Origin of the sequence: Tolumonas lignilytica (assembly GCF_000527035.1) — a bacterium.
Classification (GTDB): Bacteria; Pseudomonadota; Gammaproteobacteria; order Enterobacterales; family Aeromonadaceae; genus Tolumonas; species Tolumonas lignilytica.
In genome coordinates, this window is sequence record NZ_AZUK01000001.1 from 471650 (window position 1) to 496441 (window position 24792).

20 protein-coding genes and 1 pseudogene are annotated in these 24792 nt (G+C 37.8%); all 21 read right to left on the reverse strand.

Annotation, left to right across the window (positions count from 1 at the left end; all coding sequences use genetic code 11):
* Positions 1 to 39: 39 nt before the first annotated feature.
* On the reverse strand, positions 40 to 597 hold the full coding sequence (locus tag H027_RS0102230) for a hypothetical protein (RefSeq protein WP_024870909.1): 558 nt from the start codon (positions 595 to 597) through the stop codon (positions 40 to 42).
* Positions 598 to 728: 131 nt separating this feature from the next.
* Complete coding sequence (rfbB, locus tag H027_RS0102235) at positions 729 to 1793, reverse strand: dTDP-glucose 4,6-dehydratase (RefSeq protein WP_024870910.1); 1065 nt, start codon at positions 1791 to 1793, stop codon at positions 729 to 731.
* 15 nt (positions 1794 to 1808) lie between these two features.
* Positions 1809 to 2357 carry a dTDP-4-dehydrorhamnose 3,5-epimerase gene (rfbC, locus tag H027_RS0102240; protein WP_024870911.1) on the reverse strand — a complete coding sequence of 183 codons (549 nt, stop codon included), beginning with the start codon at positions 2355 to 2357 and terminating at the stop codon, positions 1809 to 1811.
* A 9-nt stretch (positions 2358 to 2366) separates the two neighbouring features.
* Positions 2367 to 3248, reverse strand: coding sequence for a glucose-1-phosphate thymidylyltransferase RfbA (rfbA, locus tag H027_RS0102245; RefSeq protein WP_024870912.1), 882 nt, complete (start codon positions 3246 to 3248; stop codon positions 2367 to 2369).
* Positions 3249 to 3268: 20 nt separating this feature from the next.
* Complete coding sequence (gene rfbD, locus H027_RS0102250; RefSeq protein WP_202593432.1) at positions 3269 to 4165, reverse strand: dTDP-4-dehydrorhamnose reductase; 897 nt, start codon at positions 4163 to 4165, stop codon at positions 3269 to 3271.
* A complete protein-coding gene (locus H027_RS0102255) occupies positions 4162 to 5871 on the reverse strand; it encodes a PglL family O-oligosaccharyltransferase (protein WP_024870914.1) in 1710 nt (569 codons plus the stop codon). The genes rfbD and H027_RS0102255 overlap by 4 nt, the downstream gene beginning before the upstream one ends.
* Before the next feature lie 87 nt (positions 5872 to 5958).
* On the reverse strand, positions 5959 to 7425 hold the full coding sequence (gene wbaP, locus H027_RS0102260) for an undecaprenyl-phosphate galactose phosphotransferase WbaP (protein WP_024870915.1): 1467 nt from the start codon (positions 7423 to 7425) through the stop codon (positions 5959 to 5961).
* Positions 7426 to 7490: 65 nt separating this feature from the next.
* The gene (gene cpsG, locus H027_RS0102265) at positions 7491 to 8864 is read right to left on the reverse strand and encodes a phosphomannomutase CpsG (RefSeq protein ID WP_024870916.1); all 1374 of its coding nucleotides are present in this window, start codon (positions 8862 to 8864) and stop codon (positions 7491 to 7493) included.
* Between the two features lie 26 nt (positions 8865 to 8890).
* Entirely contained in the window at positions 8891 to 10306 is a 1416-nt protein-coding gene (locus H027_RS0102270) for a mannose-1-phosphate guanylyltransferase/mannose-6-phosphate isomerase (RefSeq protein ID WP_272912515.1), read from the reverse strand.
* Between the two features lie 15 nt (positions 10307 to 10321).
* Complete coding sequence (locus H027_RS0102275) at positions 10322 to 11242, reverse strand: glycosyltransferase family 2 protein (protein ID WP_024870918.1); 921 nt, start codon at positions 11240 to 11242, stop codon at positions 10322 to 10324.
* Between the two features lie 3 nt (positions 11243 to 11245).
* Positions 11246 to 12316 (reverse strand): glycosyltransferase, encoded by a 1071-nt coding sequence (locus H027_RS0102280; protein WP_024870919.1) that lies wholly within the window; start codon positions 12314 to 12316, stop codon positions 11246 to 11248.
* Positions 12317 to 12390: 74 nt separating this feature from the next.
* Entirely contained in the window at positions 12391 to 13608 is a 1218-nt protein-coding gene (locus tag H027_RS0102290) for a hypothetical protein (RefSeq protein ID WP_024870920.1), read from the reverse strand.
* On the reverse strand, positions 13605 to 14675 hold the full coding sequence (locus tag H027_RS0102295; RefSeq protein WP_024870921.1) for a glycosyltransferase WbsX family protein: 1071 nt from the start codon (positions 14673 to 14675) through the stop codon (positions 13605 to 13607). The genes H027_RS0102290 and H027_RS0102295 overlap by 4 nt, the downstream gene beginning before the upstream one ends.
* A gap of 101 nt (positions 14676 to 14776) precedes the next feature.
* Positions 14777 to 15373: an LbetaH domain-containing protein gene (locus H027_RS0102300; protein ID WP_024870922.1), complete on the reverse strand. Its 597-nt coding sequence runs from the start codon at positions 15371 to 15373 to the stop codon at positions 14777 to 14779.
* A 107-nt stretch (positions 15374 to 15480) separates the two neighbouring features.
* Entirely contained in the window at positions 15481 to 16698 is a 1218-nt protein-coding gene (locus H027_RS0102305; RefSeq protein WP_024870923.1) for a glycosyltransferase, read from the reverse strand.
* A gap of 184 nt (positions 16699 to 16882) precedes the next feature.
* Complete coding sequence (gene glf / locus H027_RS0102310; RefSeq protein ID WP_024870924.1) at positions 16883 to 17983, reverse strand: UDP-galactopyranose mutase; 1101 nt, start codon at positions 17981 to 17983, stop codon at positions 16883 to 16885.
* Entirely contained in the window at positions 17973 to 19232 is a 1260-nt protein-coding gene (locus H027_RS0102315; RefSeq protein ID WP_024870925.1) for a flippase, read from the reverse strand. Before H027_RS0102315 ends, glf begins: the two co-directional genes overlap by 11 nt.
* 847 nt (positions 19233 to 20079) lie before the next feature.
* Positions 20080 to 21042, reverse strand: a pseudogene (locus H027_RS19095) (IS30 family transposase).
* 214 nt (positions 21043 to 21256) lie between these two features.
* A complete protein-coding gene (locus H027_RS0102335) occupies positions 21257 to 23353 on the reverse strand; it encodes a YjbH domain-containing protein (RefSeq protein WP_237657917.1) in 2097 nt (698 codons plus the stop codon).
* Between the two features lie 2 nt (positions 23354 to 23355).
* Positions 23356 to 24099 (reverse strand): capsule biosynthesis GfcC family protein, encoded by a 744-nt coding sequence (locus H027_RS0102340; RefSeq protein ID WP_024870928.1) that lies wholly within the window; start codon positions 24097 to 24099, stop codon positions 23356 to 23358.
* A gap of 2 nt (positions 24100 to 24101) precedes the next feature.
* Positions 24102 to 24773, reverse strand: a complete 672-nt coding sequence (locus H027_RS0102345) for a YjbF family lipoprotein (protein ID WP_024870929.1) — start codon at positions 24771 to 24773, stop codon at positions 24102 to 24104.
* Between the last annotated feature and the right edge of the window lie 19 nt (positions 24774 to 24792).

A 24792-nucleotide genomic window follows, 5' to 3' on the forward strand; every position in this document is an offset into this window, starting at 1 on the left:
AATATGGCAGGGCTAATTACGTGGTGGTTGTCGACCAGACTACAATGCACCGCGCGTTTCACGCTTTGCTGTTGTAATGCTATTCAATGCATCATTCCAGCTTATCTGATTAAATCCAGACTGAAAATCCTTCAGTGATTCATAAACAGTGACTATTTTTTCTCCTGCTGACTGCCCTTTAAAATCGCTCTTTTCCAACCCGAGGAGATCGCTCAGTTCCGCCCACACGAGGCCTTCAGGTAGTGGAATGATATCTGAGGTGATACCATTAACGGTTACTTTCATTTCTTTTGCTGCGTTGACCACAAAAAATAAAGGAACAATGCCTTCAGCTATATCTTCAGCATAAGCCGTAAAGAAATGTTCCAATTCAGACAACTCATGCACTAACCCACTGACCATCCGGATCTTATTCTCATCAGCCAGCATTACAACTTGTTCAATTACTGCTACTGGTGGCTTACGACGACCCGCAGAATCAGCCACTTCACCTTCTACCAACACGAGTTCACCTCGATAGCCGGAGAAACCAGCAGCATCCTCAATGAAATTCATGTTGAACAAACGTCCATTCTGCTCGTAAGTATTCAATAACATCGGTAGCAACCTCCAAGTCGATTAATAAAGCTCCCGGGTTGTATTCATCAAAATGTGTGCCATAAAAGCAGAAACAAAAAAAGCCCTGGTCAGTAAACTGAGCCAGGGCTTTCTCATGCAATGAAACTGAATTATTTTTTCAGCGGACGCCACCATTTTTCATTGGCTAAATACCATTTGATGGTTTTTGCAATCCCCGTCTGAAATGTTTCTTTCGGTTGATAACCCAGTTCATGCTGAATTTTCTCTGTACCAACGGCATACCGACGATCGTGTCCTGCCCGGTCTGTCACATAACTGATCAATGATTTGGCTGGTTCACCTTTTGCGCAAGGAGAAAGCGGATAGCGAGCGGCTAAAGAATGATCAGCAGCAAACTCTGCGTCAACCAATTCACATATCAGATTGACGATATCAATGTTTTGCCATTCATTAACACCCCCAATATTGTAAGTTTCCCCTACTACGCCTTTATTTAGTACCAGTTCGATACCACGGCAGTGATCCTCAACAAACAGCCAATCACGGATTTGCTTGCCATCGCCATAGATTGGTAATGGCTTATTGTCCAAAATGTTGGTTAAACATAACGGGATCAGTTTTTCCGGAAAGTGATAATAGCCATAATTGTTAGAACAATTACTGGTCGTCACTTGCAGACCATAAGTGTGATGATAAGCACGTACCAGATGATCTGAAGCAGCCTTGGACGCAGAGTACGGTGAATTTGGCGCATACGCAGTTGACTCAGTGAACGCAGGATCAGTCAGCGCCAGCGTACCGTATACCTCATCAGTCGATACATGATGAAAACGATGAGGTAATGGATTGCTTGGATCAGCCAACCATACAGCTCGGGCTGCTTTCAACAAACTATGTGTACCAATAATATTGGTCTCAATAAACGCATCCGGACCGGTAATAGAACGATCAACATGCGATTCAGCAGCAAAATGAACCAGCGTGTCGATCTGTTCATCCCGCAACAGCATTTCAACCAGTTCAGTATTACAAATATTACCCTTCACAAAACGGAAATTCGGATTGTCCATCAACGAATGCAATGTTTCGATATTACCGGCATAGGTCAGCGCATCCAGTACGACTACACGGTCTGAAGGGTGAGTTTTCAGCCAGTAATGAACAAAATTGGCTCCAATAAAACCAGCACCGCCAGTAATCAGTAATTTCTTCATGTAAGAATTTCTCAGCTAATCAAAATAAACGGCATCTTTAAACCATTTGCCTTCAGCATCCTTTGCAGAAAGCAAAGGAGATTTGCCTTCAATTAAAGGCCACTGAATGTTCAAATCCGGGTCATCCCAGCGAATGGATTGCTCAACCGAAGGGTTATAATAATCTGTGCATTTATAAACAAATTCAGCTGTTTCAGAGGTAACATAAAACCCATGAGCAAATCCTTCTGGCACCCACAGCTGGCGTTTATTTTCGGAAGATAACAGTACACCAATCCACTGACCAAAGGTTGGTGATGACCGGCGAATATCGACAGCAACATCAAAGACCTCCCCTGCAATCACTCTTACCAGTTTGCCTTGGGTATTTTCAGTCTGATAATGCAGTCCACGCAAAATGCCTTGACGAGATTTCGAATGATTGTCCTGTACAAAACGATGTTCACCAACCAGCTCGTTGAATTTTTGCTCTTGCCAGGTTTCCATAAAAAAACCACGTGCATCACCAAACACTGTTGGCTCAATAATTTTTACAGCGGGAATGGTTGTATCAATAATTTTCATGAAAAAACCTTATTTAACCCAATTCTCTTCGTCAGCAACGCGCAGCAGGTATGCACCATAGCCACTTTTGACCAGCGGTTTTGCTAATTCGCGTAATTGAGCCGCCGTAATGAAACCCATGCGATATGCAGTCTCTTCTGGGCAAGCGACTTTTTGTCCCTGTCGTTTTTCTAATACTCTCATGAAAACAGCCGCATCAAGCAATGAATCATGCGTGCCGGTATCCAACCAAGCACAGCCCCGGCCCATTCGTTCCACCCGAAGTAGCTGACGCTGCAGATAAATATTGTTCACATCCGTGATTTCCAGCTCTCCACGGGCGGATGGTTTAACATTTTTAGCTATATCCACGACTTGATTGTCATAGAAATAAAGGCCTGTGACAGCATAGTTAGAACGGGGTTTAGTTGGTTTTTCCTCAATAGAAATAGCTTGACCTTCTGCATTAAACTCAACCACACCATAACGTTCAGGATCCTGAACATAATAGCCAAATACGGTTGCCCCATCTTTACAAGCTGCAGCTTGCTGTAATGTTTCAGCCAAACCATGACCGTGGAAAATGTTATCCCCCAAGATCAGACACACCGAATCATCACCAATAAACTCTTCGCCGATAATAAATGCCTGAGCAAGACCGTCAGGGCTTGGCTGAATCGCATATTCAATATGAATGCCCCATTGATGGCCATCACCGAGGAGCCATTGATAACTTTCCTGATCACGAGGGGTACTGATCAACAAAATCTCTTTAATTCCTGCAAGCATCAATGTGCTTAACGGATAATAGATCATTGGCTTATCATAAACGGGTAAGAGTTGTTTATTTAGTGCCAGCGTAGCCGGATGCAAACGAGTGCCACTGCCACCGGCCAGAATAATACCTTTCATGGTTTGATTTCCTTTATCATTTACTGCGGCATATAAGCCGAAATATTATCCAGTGCTTTGAGCCAATCACTCGGCTGGATAGCAAATTCATTGAAAATTTTGCGGCAATCAAGTCGAGAGTTTACTGGTCGTTTTGCGGGCGTTGGGTATTCTTCTGTAGTGAGAGCCTTCAATACAGGTATTTTTGTTAATAATTGTTGTTCAACAGCCTTACTAAAAATAGTTTGTGCAAACTGATACCAGCTGACATGAGGTTCACCAGCAAAATGATATATACCCCATTTGACAGCTTCTTGCCCACTAACAGCTTTTTCAGCAATAATCATCAGAGCAGCAGCAATATCACCCGCATAGGTTGGACCACCAAACTGATCAGCTACGACCCCTAGCTGTTCTCGTTGAGAGCCTAATCGCAGCATGGTCTTAACAAAATTGTTTCCATGTTCACCGAAAACCCAGGCTGTTCTTAGAATAATATGTTTTGAATTAGCAGTAGATACTGCTTGTTCGCCCGCTAGCTTGCTGGCACCGTATACACCTTTTGGTGCGACAGGATCAATTTCGGTATAAACACCTTCTTTATCGCCAGCAAATACATAGTCTGTGGATATATGTAGTATTGGGATACCAATACCTGCAGCAGCTTCAGCCAAGTATCGAGGACCATCGCGGTTAATAGCGTAAGATGCATCAACTTCTATTTCGGCTCTGTCAACTGCCGTATGTGCTGCTGCATTGATAATAACGCTTGGTTGATATTCATTAATCAATGTGTAGATTGCTTGTTGATTCGTAATATCCAATTTATCTCGGTCAATCGCCAATACATCCCAGCCATTTAGTGTAGCTTGTTGTGTCAAGCAAAAGCCGACTTGACCATAGGCACCTGTTATCAATATCTTTTTCAATAGAATCACCTTTCTTTATTTATACCCGTCATCACAGCATTGGATGTCAGGTATATTCTTTGCAGAAAATCAGCATGAGGAAACAGTCGCTTTCCTTCATCCAACCAAAATTGAGCCTGAGTCTTTTCATTTAATTGCTGCAGAGCATAAACCAATTGCCCATATACAACAGCTCGCGGTGTGTTACGCAAAAACTGTTTTGCCCAAGAAACATAGCTCTCCAATCCTGCCTTATCATGCATAGCTGCTGAGAAGGTTAGTTGTACATTACGCATCTCAAATTCGTACGCCATCATCCATGGCAATGGATTAATGATCTGTTCCAGCATTTGCGGGTTTTTATCTTTCATCCGCACATACTTGGTTAATAAATAAGCTTCCTGTAATCCCGTCAACATGAACGGAACCACAACCAGTGGGATTAAAATAGCTATGAAACGGGCAAGAAACCAATAATTGCAGACAACCGTCTTTTGCTGTCCACTCTCAGCATCAGCCAACCAGAGAAAAACGACAAAGAAGAAGAAATGAGCCACCGAATGGTAAAATGGGTATTCAACCATCGAATGAAAAAGTAGCGGTAATACTAAAGCCACTAATGAAATCCGCTTTGCCCACCCAGTGCAATTGACTAATGAACTAATATACCCTATAGCAAAAAGCACCAAGCCTATAACAGCGACGATACCACCTTCATACAGCCAGAATATTATTTCATTATGTGGATGGTCGAGATTTTCTTCCATCAGAACCATGCCTGGCTTTATATTCTCTGGTGCATAAAAACCATGTAAGAAAGTGTATTCAAAACTACCATAACCATAGCCAAACCACGGGTGCTTTAGCCACATTGATAACGAATGAGACCAATAAAGTTTGCGAAAATTAGTTGTCACCATGTAGCTATTTGCATCGCGCATAGGATGATACAGCCCCATACCGAGACCCAATCCTATGAGAAGCAAACAGATTATGCTACCGGAATAACGACGATTAAATGACCACATTATTGGTAGCATAAATATAGTGACCAATACAGCACCATATATACCAGCCCGAGATTGAATTTGGACCAATAATAATGGGACTGAAATAAATATAAAACCCAATAGAATCTTTCGCCAACGAGAAAAAGACAAAGATTCATCCCATCTTGTTTGATAAAAGGCAATTGCCAATCCTACGGCTAGAAAACTGGAAAAAACACTATCTTTTTGAAAAATACCATATGGTCTGTTAATCTTTGTATTGTATCCAATCCAATTCCCATCTTTTAAAACAAAAAACTGAACCAAACCAAGCAAAGACTCAATAGCAACAGCAAGCAACAAAAAATAAAGAATCACATTCCTTTCATTTTTATCAAATTGAAACTGTGAAAAAGATAAAAAAAGGAAAATACCCGCCATCAAACCATAAAACCTAAGCTGTCCAATTTGACTCCAGTCAGCCAAAGGATTTAAAAAAGGGATTAAAAGGACTAAAAAACCAGCTACATAAAATTTAAAACCATGTGAATATGATATTTTCTTTACGGAGGTAATATGCCACACACCAATGGATATCAACACTGAAACAAATGCCCAGCCAACCATATTAAATGGCAAATATAATCCAGCACCACCTTGGTTATGCATGAAAACATGCAAGCCAAAAACCAAGTATAAAAAAAGGAAAGCATAAAACAATCGAACGGTTTTATAAGTATTTGCCATATATATTTTTGTACTCTGTAATATTAGGTATTCTCGCGCCAGACATATCCATAACTACTGAATATGTCTGGGAAAGTATAAGCTTATTTAATAAGCTCCATCACGTTTTAAAACAACATTGATAGTTTTAAACATAATAGCAATGTCATACCACAGCGACCAATTTTTGACATACCATGCGTCAAGATAAACACGAGTAGCATAATCCGTGTCATTACGACCACTAACCTGCCAAAGCCCTGTCATACCAGGATTAGTCATAAGATAATATTCTGCATTTTCTCCATAGCGCTCAAGTTCTTGTTGTACAATAGGCCGAGGACCAACAAGACTCATTTCTCCTTTTAATACATTCCATAATTGTGGTAATTCATCAAGGCTAGTCTTTCGGAGAAAATGTCCTATTGCAGTAATTCTAGGATCATTTTTTAGTTTAAAGTCTTTATCCCATTCAGCTTTTGCTGAAGGATCTGTTTCTAATAATTTTTCTAAAACCTCTTTAGAATTAATGATCATTGAGCGAAATTTAAGACATTTAAATTTTCGTCCTCCGCGCCCTATTCTTTCATGACCATAAATAGGTGAACCACCATCTCTTGATATTTTCCATCCAATATATAATAAAATGGGTGAGAAGACTAAAAGTAACATTGACGAACCAACGACATCGAAAATCCTTTTCAATATCCGGGCAGAGAATCTAGCTAGGTTATTTCTAACTCGCAGCATTAAAACTTCATGACTAAAAAAATGCGATATATCAGTACCATACAAAGGAACACCACGTAATGTAGGAATAACAGATATATTTCTAATCCCCAACTGAGTCAAGCAACGCAACCAATTATCTCTTAAATCTCGCTGTTCATATTCAACCGCAATAAAAATTTTAGCGTTACGAAAACCTGCAGCAAGAGCATTCATGCCATCATGAAATAAAGGTACATTTTTGATTGGACTTTCTAAACAACTTTTATCCGGCGCGATAAATCCAACGATCTGGAAGCCCATTTGCTTTTCACTTTGAAGTGCATAATAGGCTTCTTTAGCATTTTCCCCACAACCAATAATAACACTAGGCCATTGCCAGACACCTATTTTTGCTAAATAACCCTTCATTAAATATCGCATTAGTGGAACAGAGATCAATGATAACGACCAAACCAATACCCAATGTGTACGAGAAAGTTCCCATTTTGATAATGCAACAAGAGCCAAATCAGCGACAGACAACGCCAATATAACAGTTATAATTTCACGTAATTCATTCCAGAATGGTTTACGGTAAGTGTAATGACGAAGATTTGTCCAAAACCAGAATACAGCACCGCAAACCAAAATGCTAAAGCTCCAAATTCCAGCCTTTCCCGACATGCTTTCTGCCCATGCCATAAAATTTGGATTACCGCCTTCTAGAAAATTCAAAAAAATCTGGCTGATGCCAAAAGCTAGCATAAAACCAAATATATCAGCAAAAATTAACCCACATCGATTCATCCAAGCTGAAAATCGAATGACTTGCTGAGCCGGAGCAGCCTGATATGGCATATCCATAAACACCCCTTAGTTCTTAAGCTACTCAGTGATACTAAAGTATTTAGCAGCACCAATGATGTATTTTATGACCGCAGCAAATTCAATATCTCATCAGTTTTTTCATTCATTAACATTGTTTTTCCTCGTGACTCAACATTTAAACGTACTACCGGTTCAGTATTTGAACTCCGTAAATTAAACCGCCAATCCGCAAATTCGATACTAATACCATCCGTTTGATCATAAACTAAAGCATCTTTCTCATAGGCAGCTAAAACACGGGCAATAGCAGCTTCGGGGTTGGTCAACTTACTGTTAATTTCTCCAGATGCAGGATATGCAGCCATACGATCACTGACTAGTTCGCTCAATGTTTTCCCTTTTACACATAGTAATTCGGCAACCAATAACCACGGTATCATCCCTGAATCACAATAGGCAAAGTCACGGAAATAGTGGTGCGCACTCATTTCACCACCATAAATAGCATCTTCCGCACGCATACGCTCTTTGATAAACGCATGGCCAGTTTTCGACATGACTGGAATTCCACCTGCATTATTTACTACATCAATCGTATTCCAAGATAATCTCGGATCATGAATGATTTTCGCGCCCGGCTGCTTTTGAAGAAAGGCTTCAGCCAGCAGGCCTACAATGTAGTAACCTTCAATGAAACCACCCGTTTCATCAAATAGAAAACACCGGTCAAAATCGCCATCAAAAGCAATCCCCATATCAGCACCATGCGCCTTTACTGCATCAGCAGTATCTTGACGACATTCAGGTAATAATGGATTAGGAATACCATTTGGAAAGTTTCCATCAGCCGTATGATGAACCTTGATAAACTCTATCGGCACAGCCAATGTTTTAAAACGATGCTCTATTTCATCAATAACATGACCAGCCGCACCATTGCCGCTATTTACCACTAATTTCAGTGATTTAAAGTTAGCTGGATTAATATAGCCCATCAGATGATCAACATAAGCGTCAATGATTGATACTTTCTGATAATCGCCTCTGCATGTCGAATCAACTTGTGCAAATTGGTTTTCTTCAGCTAAGCGCTGAATATCACGTAAACCGGTATCACCACTGATTGGTTTAGCACCTTCGCGTACCAGTTTCATACCGTTATAGTCCATAGGATTATGACTAGCTGTTACTTCAATTCCGCCATCGACACCAAGATGGAACGTTGCAAAATAGATTTCTTCTGTACCAGATAAGCCAATATCAAGCACATCCGTGCCAGCATCTCGCAGACCGTCACTTAAAGCCAATTTTAAACTTTCACTTGTCAGACGCACATCACCACCGACTACAACCACTTTCGGTTTAGCAAATTCACCGTAAGCTCGGCCAATACGGTAAGCAATATCTTCATTTAATTCATCGCCAAGACGACCGCGGATATCATAAGCTTTAAAACAGGCTAATCGTTTTTCCATGTTTATATTCCGATAATTCTTAATTATTAGACTCTGCCGTATTTATCCTGAAAACGTTGAATATCATCATCATTCAGATAACTTCCTGTTCTGACCTCAATAACTTCAAGCGGTATCTTTCCTGGATTTTCCAACGAATGTTTAATTCCAAGCGGAATGTAAAAAGACTGGTTTTCAGTAAGTAAGCGAGTTTCATCACCACATACAACTTTTGCGGTACCTTGCACAACAATCCAATGTTCAGCTCGATGATGATGCATCTGCAGTGAAAGTTGTTCACCAGGGCGAATGAAAATTCGTTTAACCTGATAACGAGATCCTTGATCAACCGAATCATATTTACCCCAAGGGCGATACACCTCACGGTGCACCTGATGCTCGCTGCGACCAGCAGCCTTGAGCCGCTCAACTATTTTCTTAACATCCTGCACCTGAGCCTGATCAACCACCAGAACCGCATCCTTGGTCTGCACCACTACCAGATTCTGTACCCCGACCAAACTCACAAGCCCATTCTCAGCAAAGACATAGTTATTCTGGCTATTATGTTGCAATACATCACCTTGAAACACATTACCAGACTCATCTTTATCAGAAATCTCCCATAAAGATGACCAAGAACCAACATCCGACCATTCTGCATCCATTGGCACTACGACAGCATCAGTAGTTTTTTCCATCACAGCATAATCAATGGAATCACTCGGACAAGCTAGAAAAGCATCTTTGTTAATCCGAATAAAATCCAAATCGGTATCAATTTCACCGACTGCTCGTTCACAAGCTGCATAAATGTCAGGACGGAATTCTTTCAATGCAGCAAGAAAGCGACTGGCACGGAATAAAAACATGCCACTATTCCAATAATATTCGCCACTTTGCAGATAGCCTTCAGCCGTTTGCATATTTGGTTTTTCAACAAACTGAGCGACAGTATATGCTGCACCTATCTCTGCGCCCCGTCGAATATAACCATACCCCGTTTCGGCATGTGTCGGAACAATCCCAAATGTCACGAATTTGCCAGCTTCAGCATGAGGTATCGCTTGTTTTACCGATGCAGTAAATGCTGCCTCATCGCGGATTACATGATCAGCAGCCAATACAAGTAACAAAGGATCTTCATTTCGCCCAGCAGTCTGTTTCGCGATTAATGCTGCCAACGCAATTGCAGGTGCTGTATTTCGCCCTACCGGCTCAAGAATGATGTTATGTGCTAGCTTATCCAGATAACGCAGCTGTTCAGCTACCAAAAATCGATGTTCTTCGTTACAAATCACTAACGGCTGCGGACAATCAAGCTCGCCAAGGCGTTGCACCGTTGCCTGTAACATGGTGTATTCACCATCGAGTTTTAGAAACTGTTTGGGGTAAATCTCTCGCGAAAGTGGCCACAAACGGCTACCAGAACCTCCGGCCATAATGACAGGTAAAATAACCAATTTTTATCCCTCCTATCAGTCTTGCTGTAACCAATAACTCTTATACATGCTGAAATGTGGCCGCCAAGATTTCGGCAGTTTGTGATAATTTTTACCCAATTTGTAACCCAACAATTTACAGGCTGTTGTCAGCAAGGATCTAGGAATCCAGAGCGGTGCATTTTTCCACAAATAGCACAACTCAGATTTAACAAAACGTAATCCCTCACCTGAAGCACCACCTAATTGTGCCTGAATCCACGGTTCACAAGCATGAAAGACCCCCGTATCAAAATAGCGACGAAACTCTTCCCATGGGGTGTAATTATGGGAATGACGCACTGCCGCTTCGGCACAATATGCCACTTTATAGCCAGCCAGAATCATCTTGCTTGCCATATACATATCTTCAGCCAATATCGTGTTTTCAGGGAAGCCACCTAGTTTTTCAAAAACATCTCGACGATAAGCAGCAAATGAGTTAGACATAAACGCAATTTTTAAGCCCAGCTCAGGAATATCAGCTGCCGACTTTATCCGGCTTTCGTCGGGATAATTAAATAGTCGTGCATGAGTTGATAATGGATTAGCATCATCATGCGGAAGCTGGCGGCCACAAACGGCTGCCACGTCAGGATTAGAAAAGCTAGATAGTAAATTTGACAGTTCTAATGGTGAGTTAAAAATCGCATCTTGAGTCAAAAAAACAAGAATATCGCATTCACATGCCAATGAAGCGGCTAGATTTCTTGTCCCACCATGATTGAATTCAGATTTATCAATGATATGAGCATTGATACCCATACTCATTGCTTCAGATACAGTATTATCTTCAGATGATGAGTCCACCATTACAATGAGCGAAGGTGTAACTGACTGAAATTTTAGTGCATCTAGCCATATTTGCCATTGGGAGCCCGCATTTCTGGTGGGTACTATAAGAGAAAATGTAAACATCAATTATGAATTCCAGTATCGATACAAGGCGTTATATAAATATTTAGGGTCGACGATGATTAGCCTTTTATTTGAGTCAACACCTTCGGCACCAACAGGAGTAGCCATTACGGTTGCACCGGAATCTAACATCTGAATAACTTTAATTTTAACCCCAGCGCCGAATAGTAATGGCGCAATGCATAGTTCAGCCTTCTGAAAAGCTAACGAGGGATCATCAACAGCACCCACCACATGCACATTTGGAATTAATTTAGAAAATAGCCGTAAAGAAAGACGAGGACAAATCCCCATAACCCATAAATGAATACGGCGGTTTTTATAAAATAACCTTAAAAAAACAAATAAAATAAACCACATAATAGACCAGTGATTTTCAGACCGCCGCATATTGCCAAAGAAAATAATATTGGTCTTACCACAAAAATCATTAACTATCGTTTCAACACTCACAGCATCATCAACCACACCAACTTTCTGTGAGCCCAGTATAATAATAGATGTATTACCACAGAATCCCATATCTTTTATTAAATCAAGATCTTTATTTGACAACACAGAAATGTGACTCAATTTTTTAAACAAACTTGCTTCAATTTTACGAACGTAACCACTTATCCATTTTTTAACAACTGATCTTTCCATACGCTGAGCAACTACATCATGCGCACAATATCTGATATCTGGGTGCTCAATTAATGCCGCAAAACCAAGGCTGGAAGGAAAATCCAACCAGATAAAATCATAATGATTGCGTTCAATCATTGCGTTAATATATTGAAGAGCATCCTTTTGAACACGAGTAAAAAACCATGGTGCAACCAACGCCCCCTTGAATAAATTATGGACAACAGATAAGAGCATATTAAAAAAAACAACAGAATAAGTTATATAACTATTGCATTTCCCAACTATAGCTTCATTAGCACGTTGGCGTTTTGGCGATATTACGCAAACATCAACATTATAGCCATTATTTAAAAATGCATCTAGACTTTCACCGCATATTGCCTCGCCTGCGCCTATTTCACCTGCGGCATAAGGATGAAATGAAGATATGAATAAAACTTTCATATTATCTATTCTCTATAAAACAACATTATTGAAAAACACACTGAACAACATCTACACTGAAGAATTACAATTCATCAGTTAGACTCCGATGCTTTCGTGTTCTTATAATTGACCCTATTAAAATTATGCTCGACATATTTTATCCCGCCGATATTTATACCTATAAACAGGAATAACAATTGAGAAACAGGACTTAACTCAAATATATTTGCGGTCATTGCATAAAGTAACATACCGATAGGAAGAATTTTATCACGAGATAGGATGAAAGTTAAAACAACAAAAATGACAAATGGTATCAATGAGAAAAAACCCATACTAGCATACAAGGCAAGAAAGGTATTATCAGCGACAAAACCAGCATCCTGATTTGACAAGACAGCTTGAGCAGTAACTAGTCCAAAACGGCCACCATAAACAAAGTCATCAAATCCAGCACTATCGAAAAAGCTTGTTATTATCGATATTCTACCATTTAATGATTCGAAAACCGCATCTCCTCGCCCACTAAGCTGAGCTGCATATAGGAAAAAAACCGAAATAGATATAATTAATAATGAAAACGATACTATTGATTTTACTAGTACATTGCGGCCAAATAACCGATCAGACACAGTATATGAGTACGCAACGACTAGAGATAATAACCCAATAGTGCTAGTTGATAAAACCAATGAAAGAAGAGATATGAAAAACAGCCACCACTTTTCGCAGTGTTTAAAATAAAAAATTGCCAATAAAGAAAAAAGGCCAGATGTAGCGGGAACGATAAATATTCCAGGGGATCGCATCTCACCAAAAACAGGAAGCCCTACTGCCATGAGATACTGTACAATTTGCAGAGTTAAATGGATAAGGAAAACGATGATGAAAGCCGTGCTTATCCTCTTATAATCAAAATAATAAGAAACAGATATACCAACTAGTAGATAAACCAAACACAAATATGAGCGCAACCCGGAAATCGCACTAAAATAATCCCCGCTTCTGAGCGAAAAAAAGAATGAAAGAATTACAACAAACAAGAAAAAAAGTATTGGAAATACAAATGGAATATTAAATTGATGGCGACAATCTTTATACTTCAAGAAGCCAATAAATAATAATATAAAGAATAAAACAAAAAAGACATCCTTATATAACTTCAAAGATGTAGGTGTTAACTGAATACTCCACCCGCGATAGGGAAGAAGACCATTCATCATTGCCACAACTTCAAATGAATTATTAACAGGCAAAAGAAAAATAAACAACGTTAACAAGACATAAAAAATATGTCCACGGCTATTCAAATCTCACCCCCTACATCGAAGCTAGATTTAATTTTATTCTTTATAACACTCAGCAACGAATATCCAAACTCTGAGTCAGGCTCAAGAACGTTCCCTTCCGCCCACTCGTTCCAAGATTTTATTGCTAAAAAATCAACCTGATAAATAATAGCATGTTGAAAAACATTATCCAGATGACTCGAAAATGTTTCGTTGTTGAAATTTTCTAGATAAGTACCTCTGTTACCATGTCTTGGTGTTGTATCCCAACCAGAAAAAATAGCCGGAGATTCACTGGATTCAAAACTATCTTTTGAGGAAACTAATTTTCTGTAGTCATAACATATCGGCCCCATAAAATTCCAGTTGAACCTCTTTATTAATTGCTCCCGAATAAAAAAAAGAGGGTGCTTCCACTTTCTAACCGAAAAATATTTTGAACTACTAATGACTGCATTAAAGCTATTAGCAAAAACATCTTCATTTGAGCTATTTTCAGCTACCCAGTAAATACCGCTAAATCCATTATTGATCGCAACAAACTCAAATGTCTCAATGAATAACTGAAGATCTGGTACTGCTGAAGGCATGAATATTCCAAAAACAGGAGCATTATTGATTTTTATGTAATTATCTGTAACGAAATGAGATAAGCAGTCCATAGCATATGTATAATAATCTTTCTTCCCAAGATATTGCTGCTCCATCAATAGTATGTTTTTCCCTTTATTATACCAACTATGATTGGCCCAAATTAATGCATACGGGAAATCAATACCATGGTCACGAACATACTCTTTAGGTTTAGAAAGCAATCGCTTCCCATTACCAAACCAATAGTCCCAAACAAAAAATCCATCAATGTGGTGATCTCTAGCAATTTTTGCCTGCCACTCCATAACATCCTTTGATGGCAATTCATATTGGTAATAAGGTGAAATAGGTTTTCTGATATTCTGACTTTTAAAGTAGGATTTAGCACTATTCAATGCAGTCCACTCGGTAAAACCTTCCCCCCACCATTCATTATTTTCTTGAATTTCATGAAACTGAGGAAGGTAATAAGCTAAAATTTTAGGCTTTTTCATTTTTTAACCAAATATTATCAAGGTCTACTATTAACAATTAGAAATCATATAGACAAAATAAGAAAAACAAAACCTGACTATAAATATATATTGTGATAATCCTATTTAGTTTCATAATAGCGAATAACTCTAGCAGGAACTCCTGCAACAATGGTGTATGCAGGAATATCTTTTGTAACAACAGCATTAGCACCTACAATAGCACCATCTCCGATTTTTACATTAGGTAAAACAACAACACCATCGCCAAGCCAAACATTACGGCCAATGACTATTGGGCCTTTAGAGTACAATTTCCGCTCATTTGGTCCTGAAAAAGCATCAATGTGCTCTGTATTTCCATGATAATGATCCGATATATATACCTTACTACCTAACAAGCACCCTGATGAGATAACTATGGAATCTAAAGCACCAATATGCACCCAGTCAGCAATAGTTACATCATCACCAAAAGTGATTGTGGAATTTGAATTCACTGCTTCAAGCCAACATCCCTGACCAGCTTGGAATCTATGGCCAAAGAGGATGTTGCCATGATTGATTAGTTTAATGTTATTCCAATTGAATGAAACATCAGTTTTGTAAATAAAGTTATATGCAAGATTAAATAATTTACTTATAACGCGCCGTTTTAGGTTAAATAAAAATATAACCATTCCTTCTTTTTTAAAATGTATAACCACTGATCGTAACACAAGACAACCTCATTAGATATGATTTTAAAAAAAGAGAATTGACATCAATAAATAATAAATATATAAAACATTAAAATTGAGGCCACACTTAAAAACAAAAAAGATAATTATAGCTCATTATAAATATCAATTAACTCTTGAGAATGTTCATCAACCGTTTTTAACCTTTTAATATTTCCACTTAAATTATATACATCATCGATAGTTATAGAGTTCAGCCAAGAGATCGTATTTTCGATTTCAATTAAAGAATCCGGATGGAATAAATAACCTGTTTTTAAATGCTGAATAAAATCAGGGATACCTCCAACTTGAGTACCAACTACAGGAACGCCATTGTTTAAAAGTTCCATTACAACTTGTGGACCATTGTCTTCCCATATAGGAAGTACAAAACCGAGGTCTATATCGCAAAGAATTTTGCTTAGATTACTGGGAGAATAAGGGCCATTGTTTTTTATGTTATTTACTGCCAATAATGAAGAATAATATTTATCCGCCCGTCCATAAAAACAAAAATTTATTAATTCATTCTTAACCTTAGATGCAATATCAATAAAAAGCTCAGCACCTTTATGTTTATTTAAGGTACCGAGAAATGCAACCTCAATACTCCCCTTCAATGATTTTTCTTTCTTTGCAAAATTATCCGCACTAGCGTTACCTATATTTAAAGTCAAATAATTAGGTGATGGCAAAAAATCAGAAAATATTTTTTCAACACCTTTCGATACGGGTAATATCTTTTTCGATCTTGAAAAAAAATCAGATATGAGATTAGCACGTCTATTTAAATATTGATTCTCCATTTTAGGTGCTTTTATTTTCAATTTTCCTAGTAACTTTCTAATAAAATCAATATTTTCAAAAGAACTTATACATTTTTTACATTTTGTTAAGTCTATCCTTCTACAAGGACTACCATTACAATCCATCATAAATATTCTTGGACACACCAAATAATAGTCATGAAGGCTTATAACATATTTAAACTTAGAATTGATAATAAAATTAATAAACCTTTCAGACACACCATATATTGAATGAAAATGAATCACATCTGGGTTTTCTTGCAATATATAAGCCTCTAAAGCATCATCATCCTTATTCGCCTTACAAAACTTATATGAAAACCGCCTATATTTGTCCACATAAAACTCAAAATCAGGTTTAATGGATGTACTAAAAACACCTTCCATTTGGGCAGAAATTATTTTAGAGTCAATCGATTTATTTATCAAATTTAAATGCAGATCTCTAACGTAATTAGTAATACCACCCGGGTAATTTATATCAAATCCAGACGTGAAATTTATAACTTTCATTTTAACCTCAGTCAATTCAGTTTAATCTAAATGGCTTTATCATGAAATCAACAGAAAACAATCCAATTTTCATATACTATATAAGTCAAAAAATATATTATCGAACTAGGGCATTTAGAATTAATATAGTAAGAAAAATAACTTTCAACTTTTCAACTTTTCAACTTTTCAACTTTTCAACTTTTCAACTTTTCAACTTTTCAACAAAATATAATGCAGATTTAATAACTTGATGCATATCATAATACTTATACTCAGCTAAACGACCACCAAAGAAAATGTTTTTTTCATTCTTTGCCAAGAGGCAGTATTTTTTAAATAATTCCATATTCTTATCGTCATTCACAGGGTAGTAAGGTTCATCGCCTTCTTTCCATTCAGAGGGGTACTCTTTTGTAATAATTGTGTGATCAGTTTCAACTTGGTCGAAATGTTTATGCTCAATAATTCGAGTGAAAGGAATATTTTCTTCAGTATAATTTACTACAGCATTACCTTGATAATTATCAATAGCTAATTCTTCTGTCTCAAATCGTAAAGAGCGGTATTCAAGTTTTCCAAAACAATATTGATAGTACTCATCAATAGGACCAGTATAAATAATTTTATCTGCTAACTTATCTAATTCAGTACGTTTAGCCATGAAATCGATACCCAATTTAACTTCTATACCAGCTAGTATATGTTCAACTAACTTTGTATATCCACCAATAGGAACACCTTGGTATTTATCAGAAAAATAGTTGTTATCATAAGTGAATCTGACCGGCAAGCGCCGAATAATAAAAGCTGGTAATTCAGTTGCCTTTCTTCCCCATTGTTTTTCTGTATAACCTTTAATCAAGGCTTCATAAATATCTCGACCAACTAATGATATTGCTTGTTCCTCTAAATTTTGCGGTTCTTTGCCATCCATTTCTTTTCGCTGTTCAGCAATTTTAGCTGCCGCTTCGCTAGGTGTTTTGGTACCCCATAATTGATAGAATGTATTCATATTGAAAGGCAAATTATATAATCTACCTAAATAATTCGCCAATGGTGAATTTGTAAAACGATTGAACTCAACAAAAGAGTTAACATAGTCCCAAATTTCTTTATCATTAGTATGAAATATGTGAGCGCCATATTTATGAACTTGAATACCATTATAGTTTTCTGTATAAACATTCCCACCAATGTGCTCTCTTTTCTCTATAACAAGAACTTTTTTACCCATCTTATTCAATTCATGAGCACTCACTGCACCAAAAAGACCTGCACCAACAATCAGATAATCATATTTCATGTATTTTCTTCCTAAAAATCGGAATTTTCCGCTTCAAAATTACTATTAACATAACTGCTGTGACAAATATTTCTGTGATAAATATCGTTACAGCTGCTCCATTCTGAGCATAACGATCTGTGAGTGGAAAAATAAAAACAAGACTAACAATTCCTGAAATTATCAATATCCGACTAAAAATGAAATTCAACCCAAGAGTGAGCAAAGTTTGAATTCCGAAAACATTACTTAACCCAATAATAAATGGTAACCAGGCAAGCCATTTCAAAACAATAATAGAGGGAATATAACTCGAATGATAGGCAATCAAGATGATAGGTTTGGCCAACAAGAAAAGACTCAGACTCAATAAAAATGTACCTCCACCTTGAATTATTAATAATTTTCTAATTAAAAAATATGCTTTAATTGGTTCGGAAGCCATTAATGCATTTATTCTTGGATATATTGCTTGGGATATTGGTGTTATTAATCCTTGCGCGGCCTGACGAATTTTATCTGCCGCAACAAAATAACCTACTGCCACTGGGCCTGCGATAACACCTAAAATGACTGTTGTAGTTACTGTATATAAACTAATCGCAGCGGTAGATAAAAAAATATGCCATCCAAGCTTAAATTCTTGCTTTACGCCTAAAAAGGAAGGTTGAACCCATTCAATCCATCCATATTTTTTTATAGCAAGTAATGCTATTACTCCTGAAAGGACAAATGTGCATCCACTAATCAATGCGGCTATATTTGCATCTGTATTACTTTTAACAAGAAAAAAGATGAGAGGGATGGCTAACATTTTAGCTGAAATATTAGCGATTGCTATCATACCCATCTTTTCTTTTCCCTGAAAAAGCCATATGGGAAATAATACATTACCTAACACCATAAAATATGCGTAAAACAAAATATCCCTGTATCCGTTAATTTTATCAAAAACTCCAGAAACGAAAATAAGCAGAAGAAAACCAAAGGCCAACAAAATGCACCGACATGTCATTACATTCCAAAATAGCTTACTAACTTTATATTTTTCATTTTTAATTACTGCTATCTGTTTTGTTGCAGATAAATTAAAACCATAATCAGATAGCAAGACAAAATATTGTATGAATGCTAAAGAAAAACTTAACCCTCCATAACCAACTGGACCTAACACTCTGACTAAATATGGTAATGTCATAAGAGGAATTATATAATTTGCACCTTGAACACTAATCAATGACAAGATATTTTTTATAAGGTTTTTATTCAAAACAAATCTCTTCAGTATAAGTTTTTGTTTATAAAGACTTCAAATATTGTAGACATTCGACATTTAAATCATGCCAACCACTAATCAGTTCAAAACCAGTAAACATTCATTTTATTTTATGAATGTGGTATATAGTTTCTAATTGTTTTTTCAAAATTGTTCATTATGCGCAACCGCATGTAATCTTCGGTCAGCTATAATCTACGCACCACATTTAAATACATGAAAAAACTAAAGTAACTTATCTGGATGATACAGAACGCGTTAAGGCACTTATTGGGTTAAGCAACTATTATTCTCTTTATCTTGTTCACTTTAGACTCAATTTTCACAACCATCATCGAACAAAACCTGCAAAGACTAAATCGGCTTACCGTACCACCGTGTCATTTTATCAGAAAATGGTAGATCTAGTAGATGTTATTTTTTGCCGTTACTACCAATGTCAATCAAGTAAAATCATAAAGCTCCACAGTCTGAAAGAATTTGCAATCGAACTCCATATCCGTCTGTCGATTTTACTTTTTATTACTCCTGCTTCAAAACCTTTCTACGCCGTTAATACGTTCATATCTAGAAGCCTACATACAAATGCTAAATTTCCTGCCACTGCATCTTTGGTTATTTGGATTTTATTTTCTCACATCGATTTGACAGCTCAGTAAGTATCATCTAATGGGACGAAGCTTGAGTATTAATATTCATCATTACGAGTTTTCATTGCTTGCATGATTTTATGCTTCAAGCACCAAGTAGTATTGACGAAATGACTAGTTGACGCGATAACTCCGGTGTTGAAATCCCATTTTTTCCTAAGAAGGATCCTAATATCATGAGACTGCAACATTCATAGTGTGCGTTCATGGTAACTTCGCTCTGGGGTTATAAAGCCTAATCTTTTCCTCGGCCGCGAGTTTTATCTTTTGGCTATCGCATCGCAATCCGCCAGTTTTAGCCATGACATACTTCTCTTTTTCGGCAAGTATTATCTGATCAAGCCATTGGTGTTTTCATTGATTCCTCGCTCCCACAAATGATATGGAGTCGCAAAGTAAAACGCCACTCCGAGGCTTGCTCTATGACTTCATATTGGTGAAATTCAGTACCGTTATCTGCGGTGATGGTCTTAAATTCTTTGCCTGAGTACTGTATCAGTTCTATTACGCGTCGATTCAGACTTTCCGTTGTCCGGTCATTCAATTGACCTATCAATGTATAATCAGTGATTCGTTCTACTAGCGTGACGATACAGTGTTTACTGCCACAACCCATGACCGTATCGATTTCCCAATGGCCTATCTCTGTACGGTGTTCCACTTCTGGTGGTCGTTCACTGATACGCCTTTTATTACGCAAACGTCCGCGGCTGTCCTTGCTCCGGTAGCATTTCCGTCTTTGTTTTCTGCATAGCGCAGCTTTTTCCATAGGCCACCACCATTCAATTTATCGGCCCAGATATATTGATAAATCGATTCATGGCTGACGATTTTGTAATGATGTCTCTTGAAAAATCCGACGATTTGTTCTGGACTCCATTCCAGATTGAGCAACATTTCAACGATGATGAAATCTTCAGGTTTAAGCCTTTTATTTCGTCTTAAGTGCCTTCGTCTGGTTTGGTTCTACATTGTGCTTTGCTGGGTCGGTAACAGCCAGCGGTCCCCAGCAGGCATTTCTTCGGGACAGTTCCCGACCGATAGTACTACGGTGACGACCTAACGCTTTGGCTATCTAGGCATTACTCAGCACTTGCTTTCTTTAAGGCTGAAAGCATATATCTTTCAACCTCGGTGAGTTCTTGATATTTCATTGTTCTTCACTTCTTGGTCGGAGCGAAGAAACCATTATCACAGCTAGCCGTTTCTAGCTTCTGCTGTGTTGCATTTAGTATATGAATCCGCCAAAAATAACAAGCATTAATCAGGGACACATTAAATAATTAACACTAATGAAGAATTTACTTGTAACACACTACGTTTCAACAATTTATTGCATTTCCCCAAAACCCTGATTTGTAGCCGTATTTAGTTAGTTAAGTTATATAGGTCATACCGACGACCCAACATCTGTCCTCCATCTCGCGTCAAAGGAACCCACGATACTGTTGTATAATCATTGGTACGGCGTACAGACATGATGTCAAACGGAATTGAAATATAGAAACCTTTTGTGAAGCTACCCTCGCCATATTGTGCTGCACTTACATTCGTTATGGTCATGAAAGCACCAGCAACAATACCACTGTCAAATTTTCGAGATAAATCTATTGTAACACCTTTATCTCCTGCCAAATATTGACCAGCACTGATTCGAGCAAGACCACCCTGAATATAAGGTAGCTCCCAATAAGTAGTCACGTGCCCGGTAAATACATCATAATGAGCTAATTTCATGATGTCATTCCAGTCACGTTGTCTCACATAATTACCATCGACACCAATAGCCCAGGATCTACCATATGGACGATATAGCACTTCTGATCCCACTCCAGCATACATCATTTCAAGATAGCCACCATAAATCTGGCTGTACCAGTCATTTGCCGGATGGTCTAAACGTGTTAATTGCAAATTCGTGACCAGAACATCTGATGAGGTCACATATTCACGGATCCACGTTCTAACTCGCGGCAGTGAACTATCTTGTGGAGGTGTCTTAAAATTAAATTTATTATAATCGTTAATTACATTGAAATTAACCGTACTTCCAGCCAACCAGTTATCAGTAATGTTAATATCAGCATCGGCATTGACACCGAGTTTATACATATAAAATGATTCAGCCCCGCCGAATGACTGATCCAAATGAGGTGACAAACCAAAAGAATATTTTTCAGGAATTGAACAATAAACACATTTTGTTTTTGGCTGTTCTATTTCTGATGGGCCGGCAACATTTTTAGATACTGACTGACCTAGTATTTGCGTATCTTCATTAGTTCTGACAGCATCCAGATCGTATTTCGTTGCGCTAATTGTTAGATTTTTTCGCTGGTCAATAACTTCGACTGATTTAGTATCTTTAGGAAAATGATTAGCAAGAACCACAGATGTTCGATTCTCTATGTCAGATTTTTCCCGATACTTATATTGTTCTGCAACAATCGTTGTCTGATCTTTATCTTTATACACAGAAACGTCTTTATAACCAGCCACATCATCAAGGTCTTTGGCTAACTGAGCTAGATTCTGATTATCCGATTGTGCTTGTGGATGATATATCACAGGTTTGTCATCAAGCGCTGCCAGCGGCTTTTGCTTACTAAAATTAGTTCTTAGTGTGAATCCCCACATCAGCTGATTACCTCGTTCATAAGATAACGAAGTATCAAGATAATCTGTTACTCTGTAGATGAGACCTGCATTAATAGGTGATGATCTAACCACAGATCCAGCAGCTTCATGGCTGTAATCATTAGCATCATATTCAACTTTTATCCGTAATGGATTCCAGGGTGTTTGATACTCTACCCCTCCGAAGAGAGCTGCCGGTCCATGAAAAAAAGCCTGTGTATTAAATTGTCCTGTTGTCGTACTACCAGGTCTGATGCAAAAGCTATTTTTAAGTTTACAGAATGGATTACTGATATTACCGCTTTCGGCCATATTCCCCCAACCGATACCTAGCGAAACATCGAATGGGCCAACATGTTTTGACGATACCAGATATTCACTGTCAAATAATCCTGTTCCAGCAATATCTCTTGCTCCCAAAGAGATTGCTGGTATCCAATAATCTTCATCTATGATATTGGCTTTAAATGCAAATGATTTATCTTTGTAAGTTTGATTTCCACTAAATGCAGGGTCATTACTGTATAGTCTTGTTCTGATATCAGTATATGTGAGTGTTGCTTCAAGCCAAGATAATGCCTGCAGTGATAATGAATAACGACGATAAGGGTTATTATCCCGATAGTTTAAATTAAATTCACCATCTTCAGCCATTCGAGCTGTTGGTGTCTGCAACAAACCAGTTCCGCCAAAATCCGATTGAGAAACTCCTGGAGTATCAAAATATTTATTGCTTAATACATCATTTTCTTGAGCCCGGAGCGAAGAACTCATTGCAAAAAAAATGCTAATAAATAAATAATTAAATTTAATCAGTTTACTATTCATAGTCATTCCTGAACTTTATTAGCAAGTAAAGTGGCTACATCATTGTTTATTGATTCAAAACCAGGCGGTAATATGCTTTTATCAAAACCGACAAAAAGCGTCGAGCCAGGAGCAGGCTCTATATGATGACTATTCCAATATGCCAAAGGCACTTTATTTATTAAGCCATTCCCTTCAATCAAAAAGCCCATATTTTTATCAGCGCCGTCTAGATGGGAGTAATCTTTTACATACTCATCAATTGAGGCTCCTGATTCTATATTAAGAGTGTAAGGCGCATTAATCAGGCCCAGCACGTGCAGTTTATAATCCTTTTTTACTAAATAAAGATTATAGGAGCCATTTAATTTATCATTATTCTCGGGATGAACCATTAGAAAATCAGGATCAAGATGTGCAACTAGCCTGCCTGCGACATTCACACTTGAAATTTCACGCATCAACTCAGATGCAGAGGCGGACAAGTCTAGCTTCTCATCTAGCGACCATTTATCTCGCAATTGTTGCAGTTTATTCAATAAATTATTTTTCTTTTCTTCAATTAATTGGTCAGAACTATTATTACTAATTAAGCTCATGTCCCAGTCGACATCATAACCTATTGGAATACCAACAACGAAATCGCGTAATAATGTCCCGTCTGGTTTATTGATGGTAGCTTTTTGGTCTAAAAATATTACATTAAGTGATGCGGCATAACTCTGTACTGAGCCAAGAACAAAAAACAAAAGGCATAATATTTTCATTCTCAACTCCCTGATGAATATTGCTTTAAGGTTGTTATTTTTAAGACGGGTAATCCGGGTCCCATATACTGTTCAGATTTAACAACCTTATTTGTTATTGGATCTAACCAAAAATGATTCGTATATTTATAATTTAATTCTGCAACTTCACAATGCTCATCATAGCGGATCAATTTCTTTTCTTGATCTAAAATCTTTATCTGCTCAACACCTTCAGGTTCAAATTCTGATGTTATCTTATAACCACTCTTAAACACTTTACTCCAGAATACCGTCGACTCCCATTTGGGATGGGTGTTCAGCATGGTAATACCCTGAGCAAGAGGATCATTGTCTGTATTAGATGTATGAGTGATATCTTCAGAAAACCCAATAGTTTTTATAACACGACCATTTTTTGTAGTGAGCAGATAATGATCTGCTGTCACCCATTTCAGCTCTTTATTATTTTCAACTTCAGCTAATACAGAAAAAACCTTTGCCGCATCATCAACCTGTATATATACAGAAGCATAAGGCAATTTCTTTATGTAATCAGGAGATATATTTGCATCAGGTAGCCCTGTTGTAGCCAATTTTACCGTATCTGCGACATCTCGAGCATAGTTAGAGCAAGCACTTAGCCCTGATGCGATCAGACATAATAAAAGCGCGTTTTTACCCAGGTTCACCATGTAATATAGTCCTTAAATA